At 39.9% G+C, this 19,067-nt stretch carries 9 protein-coding genes; 7 read left to right on the forward strand and 2 right to left on the reverse strand.

Features of this window, described 5'->3' with window-relative positions:
• Positions 1 to 9: 9 nt before the first annotated feature.
• Entirely contained in the window at positions 10 to 3,324 is a 3,315-nt protein-coding gene (locus tag ASF92_RS19010) for a SusC/RagA family TonB-linked outer membrane protein (protein ID WP_197413335.1), read from the reverse strand.
• Positions 3,325 to 4,511: 1,187 nt separating this feature from the next.
• On the opposite strand from ASF92_RS19010, the gene ASF92_RS19015 reads away from it, so the two are divergent.
• From ASF92_RS19015 to ASF92_RS19025, 3 genes are all read left to right on the forward strand, one after another.
• On the forward strand, positions 4,512 to 6,611 hold the full coding sequence (locus tag ASF92_RS19015; protein ID WP_082489635.1) for an alpha-L-fucosidase: 2,100 nt from the start codon (positions 4,512 to 4,514) through the stop codon (positions 6,609 to 6,611).
• 406 nt (positions 6,612 to 7,017) lie between these two features.
• Complete coding sequence (locus tag ASF92_RS19020) at positions 7,018 to 10,203, forward strand: TonB-dependent receptor (RefSeq protein WP_056097184.1); 3,186 nt, start codon at positions 7,018 to 7,020, stop codon at positions 10,201 to 10,203.
• 17 nt (positions 10,204 to 10,220) lie between these two features.
• Positions 10,221 to 11,876 (forward strand): RagB/SusD family nutrient uptake outer membrane protein, encoded by a 1,656-nt coding sequence (locus tag ASF92_RS19025; RefSeq protein WP_056097187.1) that lies wholly within the window; start codon positions 10,221 to 10,223, stop codon positions 11,874 to 11,876.
• Positions 11,877 to 12,058: 182 nt separating this feature from the next.
• On the opposite strand, the gene ASF92_RS19030 is transcribed toward ASF92_RS19025, so the two are convergent.
• Entirely contained in the window at positions 12,059 to 12,937 is an 879-nt protein-coding gene (locus tag ASF92_RS19030) for an AraC family transcriptional regulator (protein WP_056097189.1), read from the reverse strand.
• Between the two features lie 425 nt (positions 12,938 to 13,362).
• Here ASF92_RS19030 and ASF92_RS19035 point away from each other — a divergent pair, with 425 nt between their 5' ends.
• From ASF92_RS19035 to ASF92_RS19055, 4 genes are all read left to right on the forward strand, one after another.
• Complete coding sequence (locus ASF92_RS19035; RefSeq protein ID WP_056097191.1) at positions 13,363 to 14,226, forward strand: AraC family transcriptional regulator; 864 nt, start codon at positions 13,363 to 13,365, stop codon at positions 14,224 to 14,226.
• A 463-nt stretch (positions 14,227 to 14,689) separates the two neighbouring features.
• Positions 14,690 to 16,336: a UxaA family hydrolase gene (locus ASF92_RS19045; protein WP_056097196.1), complete on the forward strand. Its 1,647-nt coding sequence runs from the start codon at positions 14,690 to 14,692 to the stop codon at positions 16,334 to 16,336.
• 11 nt (positions 16,337 to 16,347) lie between these two features.
• Positions 16,348 to 17,127 carry an SDR family oxidoreductase gene (locus ASF92_RS19050; RefSeq protein WP_056097199.1) on the forward strand — a complete coding sequence of 260 codons (780 nt, stop codon included), beginning with the start codon at positions 16,348 to 16,350 and terminating at the stop codon, positions 17,125 to 17,127.
• Between the two features lie 52 nt (positions 17,128 to 17,179).
• Positions 17,180 to 19,057 carry a beta-galactosidase family protein gene (locus tag ASF92_RS19055; protein ID WP_056097201.1) on the forward strand — a complete coding sequence of 626 codons (1,878 nt, stop codon included), beginning with the start codon at positions 17,180 to 17,182 and terminating at the stop codon, positions 19,055 to 19,057.
• Positions 19,058 to 19,067 lie beyond the last annotated feature (10 nt).

Genomic DNA, 19,067 nt, shown 5'->3' on the forward strand with positions numbered 1-19,067 from the left:
CTGTTAAAATTATAGTGCTGCTCTTAAAGAAAGTGCGAAAGTCCGAACATAAGGCATCCCTCCATATTCAGCAAAGGCACCGGCACTATTGTTAAATAATCCCTCTGGATTTAAATGGTCTGGCAAGCTATTATAAATGTACATCAAATTCCGCGCTGTTATGCCTACATTAACCTGTTTGAAGTTAATTTTATCTGTCACTTTCTTTGGCAGCGTGTAGCCAACAGAAACCTCTCTTAAAGCAACCCAACTGTTTTCAAATGTCGAGTATTCTCTAATGCCTGTTGACCATTGCGTTAGCCTTGCATAGTGAATTCTTGCACTAACAGGCTGTATAATACCCCTCGCATTGGCTTCCTGGAATGTAAGTCCACCAACATTAACGTTGTTTATTATTGTTCCTTTCGCGAAGACTCCATCCGGAATTATACCATCGTTTGCTATCACATTGCCGGTGGCATCTTTTCTTGGTAAACCACCTAAATCTGCTGAACGTCCAAACAGAGTGCTTTCGAATGCACCGAAATTTGTTCCGTATTGATGAGTACCTGAAGCCATCAATCCGCCTATTTTAGCATCAACCTGGAAACCAAGATTAAAGTTTTTATATCTGATGTTGTTAATGGAACTGGCATTGAATTTCTCCATCATCGTTCCCAAAATTTTATTACCCTGACCAGCGTCACCACTTCTGAAATAGCTTCCATTGGCTTTCAATAATTTTTTTCCGTTGTTAGGGCTATCAACATTATTTCCTGCAGCATCAGTTGCCTGGTAAGTAGCATAACCATAACCTGTGTAAATACTGCCATACTCTTCTCCCGCAATCGCAACAGATGTCATATCTGCTCCGAAAGCATAGCCTAAGGTATAAGAATCAACACCTGGAGCTAGTTCTATAATCTTGTTTCTGTTTCTGGCAAAATTGATTGTACTGTTCCACTCCAGGTTACGCGTTTTTATCGGTGTTCCGGTAAGCAATATTTCTATACCTTGATTTTGAATGTTTCCAGCGTTAAACAGTTTTCTGGTTACACCCGATTCTGAAGGAAGGGCCAACGATAAGATCTGATTTTTTGTATTCTTTTTATAATAAGAGAAATCAATTCCCAGGCGGTCCTTGAAGAAACGCAACTCTGTTCCTAATTCCAATTCTTTTGTTAACTCATTTTTTAGAGCACTATTTCCTAAGGTATATTCAGGATAACCATATCTTGGTAATTGCCTTCCGGTCTCATCCGTGTATGTGCCTAGAAACTGGTATTTTCCGGCACTAGTCAGAAACGGACTGGTACCTAATCCAGTATAACCAAAATTGGCCCTCAATTTACCATATGAAAGGAAATCAAAAGCGGGTTTATTTTTAAGTGATTCCGAGAAAACATACGAGATACCAGCAGCAGGGTATATATAGCCATAGTCTCCCGTACCATCAGGATATGTCAGCGTGGATGACCAGTCATTTCTTACACTAAAATTCAGGGTAAGCATATTGTTGTAAGTTAAGTCTCCAAACGCATATAATGCGTCTGTTCTCTGGCTTCCATCCAACCTGGTATCGGTTACTGGTGCATTTACAGAATTACCCATAAAAAATTTCCCAGGGTCTTTTAAGCCACCATCTGTTCTTGTTCTGGTGTAATTATTCCCGAAATCTTTGGTTGTTTCAGCACCTAAACTCATGTTGAAATCAAAGCTTTCGCTCAATTTTTTACTTCCGTTTAGTAAGAATTGTAGTCTGCTACTTTTTTGATTAGACTGACTTAGTGCAAATTCCCCACCTGCAAAGCCTACCCCGGTTCCTATGTTTTTGGTCTCTCCGGTGATGTTGATTTGGTTGAGGGTACCACGAACTAATGCATTTAACCAAGGTGTAATATTGGCTTTTACATCGATATTACCTCTGAAGTTGGCCTCACGTTGTTTTACCTTTGATTCGTTGATGCCAAACCAAAGTCCCGAAAGTCCGTAAGCGTCGTCATTTCCAGTTAATACACCTCCTAATCCAGTATTTATATACCTGTCCTTCCAGTAATTGGTATCGTAACTTCTTGGATTAGCATAAACAAGCGCAAAAAGCGGATTATTATTATTGGATTGATTGATTGGATTGAAACTGTTGCTGATTGTATAGTTTACACCGGCATTAATCTCAAATACTTTTCCAATCTTTTGAGATCCCCTGAAATCAAGTGCATCACGATCAAATTTGTTATTTGGTAAAATACCTGTACTGAACAGTTTGGAATATGAAAGTCTGAAGGTTCCTGTTTCACTACCACCCTGGAATGCCAGGTTTGAATTGCTGTAATTACCAAGTTTATAAGCGTCAAGCAAGTTGTTTGGTTGCGCATTCCAACTGATCATTCTTCCGTCGATGTCTTTGACCATGCTTCCGTCAAAACGGGGACCAAAGCTCCAGAAATAGTTAGCTGCATCCACAACAGGTGTACCACTCGCGTCTTTTGTAAATGTAGGATTAATACCCGCACCAAATTCGTTCTGTAAATCCATTGTTCTGTAAGCTTCCTCAATGGTTTGGGTATGTGAAAACGAAATACCTAAGCCCTGACCACTCCGGCCCTTTTTCGAAGTAATTAACAAAACACCATTCTGCGCACGTGAGCCATATAATGAACTCGCTGCGGCACCTTTTAATACCGTAATGCTTTCGTAGTCATCTGCATTCAGGTTTTTCATGATATTTCCAAAATCCTGAGGACTATTACCATATGAATCCGCGCCACTTACGCCTGGCTGTATCAAAACCCCATCAATTACGACTAAAGGTTGTGTATTTGGACTTAACGAAGAGTTACCCCTGATTCTAATTCTTGAAGAGGACTGTGGACCGCCAGAGCCTTGATTTATCATCACCCCGGCAACTTTACCCTGTAAGGCGTTTACAATGTTTTGTTCATTTGCTCGGACTAAATCTTCTCCTTTAACTTCTTGAATTGAGTAACTAAGCTTTCTCGTTTGTTGTTTTACCCCAAAACCGGTTGTAACAGTAACCTCATCCAAAGATTTGGTGTCTTCTTTCAAAACAATATCGAAAGTCTTTCTGTTACCTACTGCAATTTCCTGGCGAACGTAGCCTACAGCAGAAAAAACTAAGGTTTCGCTGGAGGCGGCATTGATGGCAAACTTACCATTTGCATCGGCTTGTGTGCCTTTTTGAGTCCCTTTCACCAATACATTGGCGCCTGGCAAAGGACCGGATGAATCTTTTATCGATCCGGTGATGACGGTTTGAGCTTTTACCGCAATTGCAAAAAAGGAAAGCAATAGCATGGCCAAACATTTAAAGTACATTTTCTTCATTTTAATGTTTTTTGGTTTTAATGAAATGTTAGTTAGTTTATTAGTTACGCGCTGCCCCATTTTAACTGATAGATTAAACAGATTAGTCTATTTGTTAATTATTTGATGAATCTATTAAATACCCCGCAATAGGACAGCAGGATATCATGAAGATTCTCTCAAAGTAGAGGTTCGGTCAGCAATTTAGCTGCGATAAGTAGTTTGTTAGTTTCTAATTGGTTAAGACAAACTTATAAAAAAAAAATAAAAGATATTTACACTTTAGAAAAAAAATAAAAAGTTCACTACATATTAAGCGTTAAGCTTACAAGCTTTGGAAATTAGTCAATTGCAGGCCAATGGAACATATGTGAGTAGCAATAAATGCCCGCAGGCAGCTGATAATAATACTGAAACTGTGAAAATGTATGGGCATGGAAGCTAGAATGTAATTCGGAACTGGATATTACATCAATTTTAAGAGTAAGGCAGCTGACATCCCGAGACCTTATTACGGTTTGTACAGGTGATTGTTGTTATCATGAAGCTCAGAAGGGATGATGTATTTTTTATAGCCTAAGTATTTTAAACAAAGTTAATAAGCGACTAATTATCGTTTATTTATCCAAGTAGCAGTTCTGATGTAGCATGGTTAAGAGAGCCACGGTCACTTAGGTTATTTTTTCAAATTTTTGCGCACGAGTTTGATTATAAGAAAGAAAAATGCTCCAAGAGCAATAGCAGACAAAGCGGTCTGAATAATTAAGCCGGTTGATGGATCCATAAATGCCAGAATAAATTAATTGTTTGGTGAAAAATTTGACGAATAAATGTAGTGAATAAAACTGCCACTCAATGATAATTCTTACTGCTTTTTATTCTTGCCCAACATTCAATCTCCGGACAAGCATTACATGAGACTGTAAATGAACAAATTTTCCAGAAATAAAGTTGTTGTTTACTACTCCGCTACTTAAAGATTTCCCTTTCAATTGAGAATTAATGTTCATATCATACAACATTTTGCCAATAGAGGTTTTAAGTTCAATTGTTTAATTTCTTAAAATTGATTTCAGGAAAATTGGATGAACGGAGGTAGTTAATTGGTTGTTATCAAATGCTTTAAAATAAAGCGGACTATCGACAATAACCAAGCATTGTTTTATGATTCGTTGGCTCGCATTCAAGGTTAAAGGAAAGAAGATTTTATGAAAAAAATACTGTTACTTATTCAATTAGTATACGCTGCTACATGTTTATTTGCTCAGGCGCCAATACCTTACGGTCCGGTTCCCACAAAAGCTCAATTGAATTGGCACGAAATAGAGATGTATTGCATTATCCATTATGGGGTAGATACCTATACCGATAAAGAATGGGGTTTTGGTGATGAATCTCCAAAGCTCATTAACCCGTCAGATTTTAATGCAATGCAGATTGTAAATGCAGCAAAAACTGGAGGTTTTAAAGGGGTGGTGGTAGTTGCTAAACATCATGATGGTCTTTGTCTATGGCCTACAAAGACTACCTTACACAATATTAGTCAAAGCCCATGGAAGAATGGAAAGGGAGATATGGTAAGGGATTATCAAATGGCCTGTAGTAAATCAAATGTTCAGCTTGGGCTTTATTGCTCTCCATGGGATAGGAACAATTTACTGTATGGAAAACCGGGATATCTGGACATCTACCAAAAGCAGTTAAAAGAATTGAATGGTAATTACGGACCGGTATTTATTTCGTGGCATGATGGGGCCAACGGGGGGACAGGATATTATGGTGGCGAAAAAGGTGAGAGAAAAATAGATAGGTCGACTTATTATAACTGGTCAGAGACTTGGGGTATTGTGCGGGCTTTACAACCCGGTGCTGCTATATTTGGTGATGTTGGTCCTGATGTACGCTGGGTAGGAAACGAAGAGGGTGTTGCAGGTGAAACCTGTTGGGCGACATACACGCCGGAAGCACCGACGCCCGGCGCAATAGCCTCAAATGGTTTTAGTCAGTACTGGAAAGCGGTTGAGGGAACACAGAATGGCAAATTCTGGATGCCTGCTGAATGCGATGTTTCCTTGCGACCAGGGTGGTTTTATCATGCCAGCGAAAATAATCGGGTTAAGACGGCCTCCGAACTTGTCAGGTTGTATTACAACAGCGTAGGCAGAGGTGCAAATCTCAACTTGGGTTTGTCGCCTAATCCACAGGGGCAGCTCGACCTGCGCGATGTGCAGGAGCTCGAGCAGTTCGGGGTTTACATTAAGAAAACTTTCAAAAATAATTTACTTAAAAAGGCAATTCTTAATCCAAGTAATATAAGGAATGGACAGACCGCTTTATATGGTTCCCGTTTTCTAACAGACAGTTCCAGATACACTTATTGGGCAACGGACGATAAAATAACTACCCCGTTTATTACTGCAGAGTTTGCAGAACAACAGCAGTTTGATGTAATTCAGCTTCGGGAGAATATTAAGCTTGGCCAACGGATAAGGTCATTTAGTATTGACATACTTAAAGGTAACGACTGGATGGAAATTGCTAAAGGCACAAGCATTGGCGCTAACCGTTTGATTAGACTAAACTCAAAAATTTGGGCCAGCAAGATTCGTTTGCGAATCACTGAATCGGATGCTTGCGTGGCAGTAAGTCATTTCGGAATTTATAATCAGCCTCTGCAACCCAAAACGCCTACCATCAGAAGAGATAAGCAGGGATTTGCTACCATCTTGGCCGATAAGGGGCAAGCCATTTATTACACCCTGAATGGCGATACGCCAAACAAAAATTCAAAAAGATATCTTAATAAATTCGAATTTAAATCCGGTGGAAGCATCAGGGCTGTTGCCGTGGACCAAAAAGGAAGACAAAGCGATATAGTTAACCACGACTTTGGACATTCAAAGTTGGGATGGGCAGCATCGGTATCTGTTAAGAAAGCGCAAACAGATCCTGGTTTGATGATTGATGAGCAATCAAAGTCGATATGGAATTTGAGCTTCAGCGAAGCTGATTCAATTCTTCCTCTGGAAATTACCGTTGATATGAGGACAGCAGCAACAGTAAGGGCTTTTACTTTTTTGCCTAATTCCACTGGCAACGCTTTTGTTGATGGTTACCAAATTGAGGGAAGTATGGATGGAAAGAAATGGGAAAAACTAGCTGCTGGTGAATTTGGTAACATCAGGTCAAATCCTGTTGAACAAATAGTTAGCATGCGCAAACCAAGAGAAATCAGATTTTTTAAATTCATCATCACTCACTTAACCGGTACAACCAGCTTTGGTATTTGCGAGTTAGGTATAAAGTAGCGAGAGGGCTAATCCTGACTTTAATTTTCATTTTCAAACGGTATAAAAATTCGGTAGGATCACCCGACGCACGCGAACCTCAGCAAATTGTGAAAGAAGTTTTTGAAAGGCAGTTTAGTATCATCCTCAATGCAGGGTCTTGATATTGGTTTATTAACATTCTAAACCTTCAGGTATGTGTAGCAGCATACCTGTACCAATTTCTAACAATTAGTTTGGAGTAAGATTATCTAAAAGTCCTTGCGCTATGTACTGACAATATTGTTTAATCAATCGCCAAAAGGTAACATTTTTTATACAATTTCTCACTGTAACTTGCCTCACTAATAATAACATAATAAGTATGTACGGCTTGACTCGCTGTACACATTAGCTAACAAAATTATAAACATTTAACCAAATCAACATGAAAGAAACAATACCTTTTTACAGGCGACTTAGAAAAGTTGTCAGCCTTTTAATCATTTCATTTTTTATTGCCTTCCTTGGCAATGTCGAAATGTCTTACGCTCAATCAACAGTTAATGGAACAGTAACCAGTAGCAATGGTACGGAAGTTCTGCCTGGCGTTACCGTAAGGGTTAAGGGATCAAATGTTGCAACAACAACAAATAATGAAGGAAAGTATTCGATAATTGTTCCTCAATCAGCTGTTTTGCAGTTCAGCCTTATAGGCTATACAACATTCGAAGTGTCGGTACAGTCCAGAACTGTGGTTAATGCCCAGCTGACCAGTTCAGAAAATTCTCTAAAAGATGTGGTAATTGTGGGTTACGGAACTCAAAAGAAAATCAATCTAACCGGAGCGGTGTCTACAATCAGCAGTGAAAAGCTCGAGAACAGGCCAATGGTAAATCTTGCAGATGGTTTGCAAGGTCTTATTCCCGGTCTTAATCTGAACTTAAACAATGGACAACCAGGCCAGGCAGCATCTTTTAATGTTCGCGGAAATGTGACCATTGGTGCGGGTTCAAATTCTGCGCCACTTATATTAGTTGATGGAGTAGTGAGAGATCCGAACCTCATCGACCCGAATGATGTAGAAAGCGTAACCGTATTAAAAGACGCGGCCTCATCTGCCATTTATGGAAGCCGGGCGGCAAACGGGGTTGTAATTATCACAACCAAAACAGGTAAACGCGGTCGTACTCAATTGAGCTATTCTGGCGCATATACAATATCGAGGCCTACCTTGCTTCCAGACTACGTAAACTCAGGCGATTATATTACCATGTTTAATAGTGCCCAGCGTACAGGCCAGGCATCAGGAGGATACACTTCAGGAGACCCGTTTACTGCTCAAGATTCGACAAGGGCGGCAGCTTTTCGTGCTGATCCGATAAACAACCCCTCTGCATACGTCGACCCTGGCAATCCCAGAAGATACCGGTATGTCGGTAATACGGATTGGATTGATGTCTTATACCCTGGATGGGCGCCGCAACAGCAACATAACGTATCGCTTTCGGGCGGGGAAGGCAAAACAACTTTTGTAGCGAGTTTGGGTTATTTTCGTCAGGAAGGTTTGCAAAAACCCGCTGATCAGGTTTTTCAGCGTTTTACACCAAATTTAAAAATTACCACAGATGTGACCAGCTGGCTAACCATCAGCTTAAACACATCGCTCACTCATACGGACAATGATCAGGGTGCTTTTACCAGAATAAACCAGGGTGGATCGTGGATTAGCGGCGATTTAAGACCTTTGATGCCCGTGTATCATCCAGATGGAAATTTTTCTGGGCAGGGCAACTACACCAACCCTATTGCAGTACTAACGAATTCAGGACGTGACATAGATGCCAAAAATGATTTCTTTGCTACCGGCAGGGTAATCATTAGGCCTGCAAAGAATATCACCATTAATTCAGATTACACCTGGAATAGTTTTACCTCTTTCAGAAGAGCGAACCTGATTCCTTACAATGAGTTTGGTGTTAATGGCGCGTTTTTAAATATTTTCCCCTGGACTAATCCATCTCAGGTGTCTGAAAACCGTCAGAATAATAATTATAATGCGCTAAACGCTTATGCAACTTATGAGAATACATTTGCATCCAAGCATTATTTCAAGGCTACCGCTGGATTTAATCAGGAATATCAGCATTATCAGTTAAGCAATTCTTTGGCCAGAAACTTAATTGACCCAACACTTCCCGCGATTGGTTTAAACAACGATACCAGGCCCGTTGTAGGCGGCACTGAAACACAATTTGCCCTGATTGGAACTTTCTTCAGGTTGAATTACATATTCAATGACCGTTATTTGTTCGAAGTAAATGGGCGATATGATGGAACTTCACGTTTTCAGCCAACCAGCCGCTATACTTTCTCTCCTTCGGTTTCCGCCGGTTGGAATATCTCGCAAGAGGGTTTTATGTCTGAAATTAAAAAAACAGTCAATTTATTGAAGTTGAGGGTGTCTTACGGGCAATTACCTAACCAGTTGACTTCAGGCGGGATTTCATCCGCAGCTCAATATCCATACATCGCTACCCAAACTACAGGAACTGTAGGTTATCTTTTTGGTGGACAACCTGGTATTGTTGTCAATACGCCGGGACTGATTAGTCCAAATTTCACATGGGAAAAAGTACGAAGCCAGAATATCGGATTGGATTTTGGTTTGTTGAACAACAGGCTGACCGGCAGTTTTGATTATTTTATCAATAATACAAAAGACATGCTTGTCCCAGGACTACAACTTCCAGCGGTATTAGGAACTTCTGCGCCCGCTTCAAACTCAGCGGATTTAAGAACAAAAGGCTGGGAGGCTGCAATCACCTGGGCAGATAAAGCCATCAATAAAGAACTGTCATATAGTGTAGGCTTCAATATTTCTGATAGCTATAGCAGAATCACTAAATTTAAAAACAATCCAACAAATAACTTAGGGAACTTCATTGAAGGAGAGTTAATTAACGACATTTATGGTTTCGAAACCCTTGGTTTTTACCAGACAGATGCAGAAGCAGCTTCAGTGGATAACTCTCAGCTTGCAGGTTACCGCTGGTTAGCAGGTGATGTGAAATATGCAGATTTAAATGGTGATGGAAAAATCGATTACGGAAACCAGACCATTTCAAATTCTGGCGATTATAAAAAAATAGGGAATTCTACCCCAAGATACCGTTTTGGTCTAAATTTAAACCTGGCTTATAAAAACTTTGATCTAACCACTTTTGTACAAGGGGTTATGAAACGTGACTTTATGCCAAATGATTATGTTTTCCATGCATTCAGGGACGATGAATATAGTATTCCATTCCAATATGCGACGGACTATTGGACACCGCAGAATAGAGATGCTTATTTTGCAAGACCTAGATTCGCAGGAGGAGGTAATACCCAAAGCCAGACGAAATATATGCAAAGTGCAGCATATGCGAGGTTAAAACAATTAACAATAGGTTATACTTTCCCAAAACTGATGACTGATAAGATTAAATTGCAACGCTTGAGAGTGTATGCTACAGGTGCGAATTTATTTACAATCACTTCACTTTATAAAGGATATGATCCAGAAGCTTTAAGTTTCACCACCTATCCCTTAAACAGGTCACTATCTTTTGGGCTTCAAGTTACTTTGTAAACGATAAGAATATTAACATGAAAACGTATAAATATATTTATTTGATGATGGCAGTGCTGTTTATCCTGTCATCTTGTAAGAAAGAGGAATTCTTAAATCGTATCCCACTGAGCGACATCAGTCCGGAAAACTTTTTTAAGAATGAAAATGACCTGCAGTTGTATTGCAATCAATACTATTCTTCACTGCCCATTCAGAATTTTATCCGTGCAGACAATAATTCGGATGACAAAGCAAACAGTTCAATAAACGCCCTGCTCAATGGAACATTCAATGTTAACGGAGCAGCTTCATTATGGGACTTTTCACTTAACAGAAGGTGCAACTTCTTTTTGGCCAACTATGGAAAGGCTACTTTACCCGAGGCTACCAAAAACATCTACGTTGGTGAAACACTCTTTTTCAGGTCTAACGATTTTTTTAATAAAATAAAAGATTTCGGTGATGTACCCTATATCAGCAAATACATTACTGATACGACCACCTCGTTATTATTTGGTAATCGCATGCCGCATAAGCAAATCATGGATTCGGTATTAAGAGATATCAATTTTGCAGTGGCCAGCTTACCTGTTGCCCCATCCAATGGACGTATTGGGAAATATGCTGCTCTCGCGCTTAAGGCTAGAATTTGCCTCTGGGAAGGAACATATCGTAAATATGCTGGAGCAGGCGATCACGAAATCTATTTGCGTCAGGCCGTTAGTGCTGCCGAAGAAATAATGAACTCAGGTCTTTTCAGGTTATATAGTACCGGAAATCCGAGGAGTGATTATTACAATCTTTTTATTCAGGAAGAACTGCAAGGTAACCCTGAGGCAATATTGCCAATGCGTTACCTTCCTGCCATTTTAATGAACGATGTGAGTAGACAAGTTGGTCAGGTTAGTGACGGTTATTCAAAAGCCTTTGTCAGATCGTTTTTATGTACAGATGGTCTGCCTTATTCGCTTAGTCCACTTTACAGGGGTGATAATACCCCGGATGATGAGGTCCAAAATCGTGATCCAAGGTATGCTCAACAAATTGCAACCCGGGGATTTGATTTTCTTGCAGGGGATATCATTACTTTGCCGCGGATCGGGACATCTGTTACCTCAACAGGATATCAGCCAATAAAAGGCCGGTCTTCAAGTCTGGCGGCATGGAATTCAAATCAGTCATCTTTAGATTTATTTGTTTTCCGCTATGCAGAAATACTATTAATAGAAGCTGAAGCGAAGGCTGAATTAGGTGAGGCCACTCAGTCTGTAATCGATAACACCATCAACAGATTGCGCACCCGCGTAGGTATGCCAAATATGGTTATCACAGCATTGATTAAAGATCCTCAGTCTATATTTCCAAATCTTCCGGTACTATTAGATGAAATTCGCAGGGAAAGAAGAATTGAGTTGGGTTCTTCAGGACTTCGACTTGATGATATCCGTCGCTGGAGGGCAGGTACCCTAGTGAATAATCCTGAAACTATTCTAGGCATGAAATTGCTTCCAGCACTTCGGGCGCAGTATCCCGCTAACCAGGTGAACGGTATCGTTGTAGATGCAAATTCGTATATCCGCGTCTATCCCAATGTTACAGCAAGGACCTGGAATGATAAAAATTATTTGTATCCGTTGCCACAGGTGCAACTTAATTTGAATCCGAATTTGAAACAAAATCCGGGATGGTAGTTATTGGAATATTAAAAATTTAATAGCCTCCGGGAAATACGAAAATCTCATAGCACACACCCGGAGGTTAGTAGTGGATTAGTTTGACGCCATTCCCGTAAGGGGTGGCGTTTTTTTGTTAAAAATCTGTCTGTCAATCTAGATTTTCTTAACTCCAGCAAGAATGCAGATTCAACTAACTCTTAACCCGAAACATAGATCTGTTTTTTGTACGCACCAGGCGATAATCCAGTCATTTTTTTAAAGTTTTTGGAAAAATAAGACAAATTATCATATCCTAGCACTGCTGCGATTTCCGAATAATTTAATGCGCTGGTCGCAAGTAAATACTGAGCCCTTTCAATTCTTTTTTGGTTGATGAAATGATTAGGACGCATTCCCGTATGACTTTTAAATCGCCGGGAGAAATAGTCTACATTTTGGCTTACTTTGTTGGCGAGTTTAGCAACAGACAAATCGCTTTCCAAATTACTTAAAATGTAATGAACCACATCAGTCATTTTTTTTGCATGAAGATTCTGTTTAACGAAAGCCCTACCCTTATTATTCAAAAATCTCGAACAAAGTTGTTGTAAAATTCCTTGCGTTTCGTGAAACGAGGCGGTGCTCTGTTCAGCATTTGCATGTAGACAGTTGTTGTAGAAAGTTTCATTCTCATACCGTTTGGGATCGTAAGATTTTTTTATGCCCCGGTATGGATGAATCTTAAGCAGGCGTATGAAAAGCTGGATATCTAATTCACTTGCGGGAATCTTTTGAATGGTTCTGATATCGTCAAAGATTGATAATCCAGTGCCAGAGTCGTCAAAAAATTGAACATAGTACTGTGTTAGCTTGCCTCCACACGACATATCACACATGGTAAAACCCGGAATCAAATATAAAAATCCACTTTCAAGTGTCGTATTTCCTGTGGAATCAGTCAACTGTCCATCGCCTTCACTAATATAGTAAATCCTGGAATAGGGGCTTATAATTCCCGAATATCGCCACTTTGCTGTTAACTCTACCCGGTCAATATTTAACAACGAATAAGTATGCGAATTAAATCGTCCAGCCATTGCAAATCATTTAAACTTAAAAATAGTGCAAATAGTCGGATTTTTACAATTAAAAGTCTTTAAAATACAAAATGAGCTACGTTTTTCAATTTATGTTTGATTCACCAATATAAACCTAGTTATCGTTGCATTTCAATCATTAGAAGCTGCCCAATTATTCCAATATTAAGACAAACAGGCATAACCCTTACGTCTAGATTTCGGTTTAAGATATGCAGTGATCGTTGTCAATATCCCGTTTAGAATAAAAATTGGTGTATAAGAGAGATTTGATATGTGTTCCAGCTTAGAACAGTAAAAATTCTCTGAAAATTATATTGTTTCAGCAAGGCTAACATTGTTCAGTAGAGGATGTAATTCATATTCTGCTCGCTATAGAAGCTAAAGTTGAAACAAAGGCATGAAAAATACTAACCAAATTGTTTATGAAACCACAAGTGTTAAATGTATCGGGAGATTCTTTTCATTCCTTTGGAGCCAGGATAGATACTATGCCGGATATTAATAGTCGTTGGCATTGTCATTCTGCCCTTGAGTTAATTTATTTCAAGAAAGGCAGTGGAACTCAATTTATCGGAGACAGTGTAAAACCGTTCGTGAACGGTGATATTGTGCTGGTCGGAAAAAATCTTCCCCACTACTGGCGGTTTTCACAAATTTCCCATGTCAACCCCTCTGATAGTCCGGTGGAAATTTATGTAATACATTTCAATGAAGATTTCTGGGGGAAAGACTTGCTAGGCCTTCCGGAATTTGCAGAAGTACGTAAAATGTTTGAATTATCTAAACAAGGACTTCAGATTCAAGGTAAAGATAGTGAGAAAATCAGTTCATTTATTAAGCAGATTGTGAACTCAACCGGTCCAAAAAAGATTTCACTTTTAATAGATTGTCTCGCCGAAATATCCCGGTGTAAAGAAGCTAAGAATTTAGCCACGCTGGGCTTTCTTTTCGAACTTCCTGAAACAGAAAAAGAAAGACTGCAATCCATACATAACTATACCGTAAAAAATTTTAGAAAGAAAATCGATTTGAAAGAAATCGCAAATGTGGCCAGGGTGAGCCCCAATTCTTTTTGTCGTTTCTTTAAATCAACAAGCAGGAAAACCTTTACCCAGTTTTTGAGTGAAATTAGAGTTGGTCAGGCTTGTAAGATGCTGATAGAAAATAAACTTAGCGTAAAAGAGATTTGCTTTGAGAGTGGGTTTTGTAATTTTACCAGCTTCCACAGGACGTTCAGGAAAATAACCGGCAAATCTCCGCTGGCTTATCAAAAATCATTTGAATAACAGAAATGGTGTGCTTGTATCATATCGGCAGATTGACAGCGCCAATTTTGATTAATATTCTGACAGTAAAGTTTAATAATACCTCTAAAAAGAATTCTAATTTGCAACTCATGCTGCTTGATGGAAATTATCATTTTACATTTATGGATGAGACAATTTTAACGCAACATCGGCAGAGGATAGCCATCAAAAGTAATAGATTGTCGTTTTTTCCGTCCGCAAAGTTTCCGACTATTTTTTCATTGGTTACTTCGGGGTCGGCAAACGAATCGAAAATAGCTTTACCATTGATTGTTATGCCTGTTGTCGGCGGTGCCTTGCTTATATTATCGTTCCCGTACCTATCCGATTTAACACAAAGCATGCATTGTGCGCTGGCAGTTCCGGCTTTCTGCTTTTTATTGTATTGCTTTTTGGGCCGAAGTTCATGTACTAAAGTTTTGAACTAATCAACAAATAAATTATGGTCACGGATAAATCGGTTTTACAGATAAATAAAGAAGATAATGTACTCATTGCACTAAGAAACTTATCAATGGGAACCCACATCTATCATCATTCTTGCAGGTATATTCTTCTGGAAGATATCCCTGCAAAACATAAGTTTTTTACCGCTGATCTGAAAGCTGGCGAACCAGTTTACATGTATGGTACGGTGGTGGGAAAGGTAAATAAAAATGTTAAAACAGGCGCGTTGATGAGTGTTGATAATACGTTCCACGCCACAGACGAGTTCAGGATTGGATCATTTGCTTTTAATTGGCAGAAACCCGATGTCGGGAGATTCAAACAAAAGTGCTTCAAAGGCTTTCACCGTAGTGATGGCAAGGTTGGAACAGCAAATTACTGGCTTTTTATACCCACGGTTTTTTGCGAAAACAGAAACCTGGATGTGATCAAAGATGCCTTACACCAAAGTCTTGGTTATAGTAACGATAATAAATATCGGAATTTTACGCGCCATCTCATCGAAGCCTTCCAAGCTGGTACCGATCCGGAGAATGTGGTTTTGGATCCTCAGCCTTTTAGTCCAGTAAAGAAGACCTTCGCCAATCTTGATGGCATTAAATTTCTTAATCATACCGGTGGCTGCGGGGGAACCAGGCAGGACGCACAAACCCTTAGCAGATTACTCGCCGCTTATGCCGATCATCCAAATGTGGCCGGAATTACTTTGCTTAGTTTAGGTTGTCAGCACCTGCAGGTAGCCGATTTTAAAAACGATTTGTATCAATTGAACCAAAAATTTGATAAACCTCTGCTTATATTCGAACAGCAATTGGCTTTAAGTGAGGAAGCTCTAATCAAAGAGGCCATATTTGAGACTTTTAAGCAACTCATTGAAACGAATAAACAGCAGCGTGAAGATGCACCCCTTGATAAATTATGTATTGGCGTAAAATGTGGCGGCAGTGATGGTTTTAGTGGCATATCAGCTAACCCTGCTGTTGGGCATTGCGCTGATCTTTTGGTTGCCCTGGGGGGGCGTGTTCTATTGGCGGAGTTTCCTGAACTCTTCGGTGCGGAGCAGCAAATTATCGACAGGTCAGCTAATGAATTTGTTGCAGAAAAATTTATCCGTTTGATGACTGAGTACAATGACCTGGCCCATAACGCCGGTTCTGGTTTTCACATAAATCCATCTCCCGGAAACATTAAAGACGGCCTGATTACTGATGCAATGAAATCAACAGGGGCAGTCAAAAAAGCGGGCACCTCACCGGTTGTAGACGTTCTTGATTATGGAGAAGTCGCCACAAAAACGGGACTAAATTTAGTTTGCACCCCGGAGAATGATGTGGAAGCGACCACCGGGCAAGTTGCCGCTGGGGCTACGATAATTCTCTTTACAACAGGACTAGGAACTCCAACTGGTAATCCTATTTGTCCTACCGTAAAAATATCCTCTAATTCTGCTTTGGCGTCAAAAATGAATGACGTTATAGATATCGACACTGGAGGAATTATTTCAGGTGAGCACTCTATTGAAGAGATGGGGGAGGAGATTTTAGAGTATTGCATCCGTGTTGCAAGCGGCGAAGAGGTTCCAAAAGCCGTATCCCTAAATCAGGATGATTTTATCCCTTGGAAAAGAGGTGTTTCGCTATAGCAATATAACTTATGGATTTAAATTTAAGAGATAAGATAATTTTAGTAAGCGGTGGCGCAAAAGGTATTGGAAAGGCAATTGTTGAAGGTCTTGCCACTGAAAACGCTTTTCCAATCATAATAGGCAGAAACCAGGAGGAAAACCTCAAGTGTCAAAGTGCTATCCGGCAGACCGGATTAAATTGCGACTTCATAACGGCAGAACTTTCTCATCCCGACGGTTGTGAACAAGCTATCGCATCGGTACTTCAACGATATGACAGAATTGATGGACTTGTAAATAATGCAGGCGTCAATGATGGAGTAGGTCTGGAGACGGGCGACTACCTTCGTTTTATCGAATCTATACATAAAAATGTTATGCATTATTATATGTTGGCTCACTTGTGTTTGCCTGCCTTAAAGCAAAGTGCAGGCGTTATAGTGAATATTGGTAGTAAAACGGCTCAAACCGGCCAGGGCGGAACATCAGGCTATGCTGCCTCTAATGGAGCAAGAAATGCATTAACCAGAGAATGGGCCGTCGAGTTATTGCCTTTTGGTATCCGGGTAAATTCAGTTATTGTAGCAGAAGCTTATACGCCATTATATGAATCATGGCTTGCCACTTTTGCAAATCCTGCAGAGAAATTACGTAATATCACAAGCAAAATCCCCCTTCAAAACAGGATGACCCGTGTTGAGGAGATTGCCAATATGGTTTTGTTCCTCCTCTCCGAGAAATCCAGCCATACCACCGGGCAATTGATAAATGTAGATGGGGGATATGTTCATTTGGATAGGGCGCTATAAGCTCATTCTGATATTAAACTGAATAATAATACGAATTCATAAATAATAATTTATGCCAGCAATTAAAAACCGAATCCAGCTGATGTTAATCTTAACATTCTGCTTGTCTTTTAGTCTTTCCGCTCAGCAGGTAGCAACTAAAATCAACCATAAATTCGCTATTTTGGACGGGCAATTCTTGCTCGATGGAAAATCAATTCAGATCCATAGCGGTGAAATGCATTATTCCCGTATTCCAAAACCATACTGGCGTCACCGCCTGCGCATGATGAAAGCCATGGGGCTCAATGCAGTTGCCACTTATGTTTTCTGGAATTATCACGAAACCTCGCCCGGTAAGTGGGATTTTAAAAGCGGAAACCGTGATGTTGCTGAATACATCAGGATTGCACAGCAAGAAGGGCTGTTTGTAATACTTCGTCCAGGTCCATATGTATGTGCAGAGTGGGAATTTGGTGGTTATCCATGGTTTTTGCAAAAGATTCCGGGAATGGTAATTCGTGGGTATAATGAATCGTATTTGTCGGCAACAAAAGCCTATTTTAACCAGCTTTATAGTCAGTTAAAGGATTTGCAGGTTACCCGGGGCGGGCCAATCATAATGGTTCAGGGGGAAAATGAATTCGGTTCCTATGTAGAACAGCGTAAAGATATTCCTTTAGCGGAGCATAAAAAATACAGTGCTGCAGTTTTTAAACAATTAAAGGAAGTGGGCTTCAATGTTCCTTTCTTTACTTCTGATGGCAGCTGGTTATTTGAGGGAGGCGCATTACCCGGGGCGCTGCCAACAGCCAATGGTGAAGACGATATTTCAAGGCTTAAAGACCAGGTTAATAAATATAATGGCGGAAAGGGGCCATATATGGTTGCTGAGTTTTATCCCGGATGGTTGAGCCATTGGGCAGAACCCTTCCCTAAGGTTTCCACTGAAAGTATTGTTAAACAAACGCAGAAATATCTGGATGCAGGCGTGTCTTTCAACTTTTATATGGTGCATGGCGGAACAAATTTTGGATTTACCTCAGGGGCAAACTATGATGTGAAACACGATATTCAGCCTGATTTGACCAGCTATGATTATGATGCACCGATAAGCGAGCCGGGATGGGCGACAGAAAAATACAAAGCGCTGAGAACATTGCTTAAAAATAATGAGACCCCTCCTATACCAGCTCAAATTCCCGTGATCAGAATACCTGATATCAAACTAAGTAAAGCTGTGGATCTGGAGGATTTCAAAAACAAAATAGAGCCGGTTAGCGCTGATAAGCTTTTTTCATTTGAAGAACTAAACCAGGGAGATGGCTATGTGTGGTATAGTAAGCGGTTCAGACAACCCATTAGCGGTAAATTAAGGATTGATGGTTTGAGGGATTATGCATTAGTATATGTTAATGGTGTCAAGGTCGCTGAACTCAACAGCTATTATAAAAAATATGATTGTGAAATTGAGATACCTTTTAACGCTGTTCTTGACATAATGGTTGAGAATATGGGTAGGATTAACTATGGGGCAAAGATTACAAACAGTACAAAAGGGATAATATCTCCCATAACTATTAACGGAGAGGTTATAACAGGTAGTTGGGATATGTACAAGCTGCCAATGGATAAAGTTCCTGAGCTTAATAACATGAAAAATTCTGCAATTGCCGGAAAGCCTGCAATTTATCAAGGGAGTTTTTCTTTATCTAAAACAGGCGATACTTTTCTCAACATGAGCAGTTGGGGTAAAGGAATTGTTTTTGTGAATGGAATTAACATCGGGCGATATTGGAACGTGGGACCCCAGCAAACGCTTTATTTACCCGGATGTTGGTTAAAGATTGGGAAAAATGATATTGTAATTTTTGAACAAAAAAATGATAAACTCCAGAGTAAGATTAATAGCGTTGCCCAACCTGTTCTTTCAAGTTTGACCACACAATAATTTGAAATTT

The organism is Pedobacter sp. Leaf176 (assembly GCF_001424305.1).
GTDB lineage: Bacteria > Bacteroidota > Bacteroidia > Sphingobacteriales > Sphingobacteriaceae > Pedobacter.

Excerpts from the sequence above, each read along its gene's own strand:
- ASF92_RS19010 (WP_197413335.1), bottom strand. The coding sequence starts at position 3,324 with ATGAAGAAAATGTACTTTAAATGTTTGGCCATGCTATTGCTTTCCTTT.
- ASF92_RS19015 (WP_082489635.1), top strand. The coding sequence starts at position 4,512 with ATGAAAAAAATACTGTTACTTATTCAATTAGTATACGCTGCTACATGT.
- ASF92_RS19020 (WP_056097184.1), top strand. The coding sequence starts at position 7,018 with ATGAAAGAAACAATACCTTTTTACAGGCGACTTAGAAAAGTTGTCAGC.
- ASF92_RS19025 (WP_056097187.1), top strand. The coding sequence starts at position 10,221 with ATGAAAACGTATAAATATATTTATTTGATGATGGCAGTGCTGTTTATC.
- ASF92_RS19030 (WP_056097189.1), bottom strand. The coding sequence starts at position 12,937 with ATGGCTGGACGATTTAATTCGCATACTTATTCGTTGTTAAATATTGAC.
- ASF92_RS19035 (WP_056097191.1), top strand. The coding sequence starts at position 13,363 with ATGAAACCACAAGTGTTAAATGTATCGGGAGATTCTTTTCATTCCTTT.
- ASF92_RS19045 (WP_056097196.1), top strand. The coding sequence starts at position 14,690 with ATGGTCACGGATAAATCGGTTTTACAGATAAATAAAGAAGATAATGTA.
- ASF92_RS19050 (WP_056097199.1), top strand. The coding sequence starts at position 16,348 with ATGGATTTAAATTTAAGAGATAAGATAATTTTAGTAAGCGGTGGCGCA.
- ASF92_RS19055 (WP_056097201.1), top strand. The coding sequence starts at position 17,180 with ATGCCAGCAATTAAAAACCGAATCCAGCTGATGTTAATCTTAACATTC.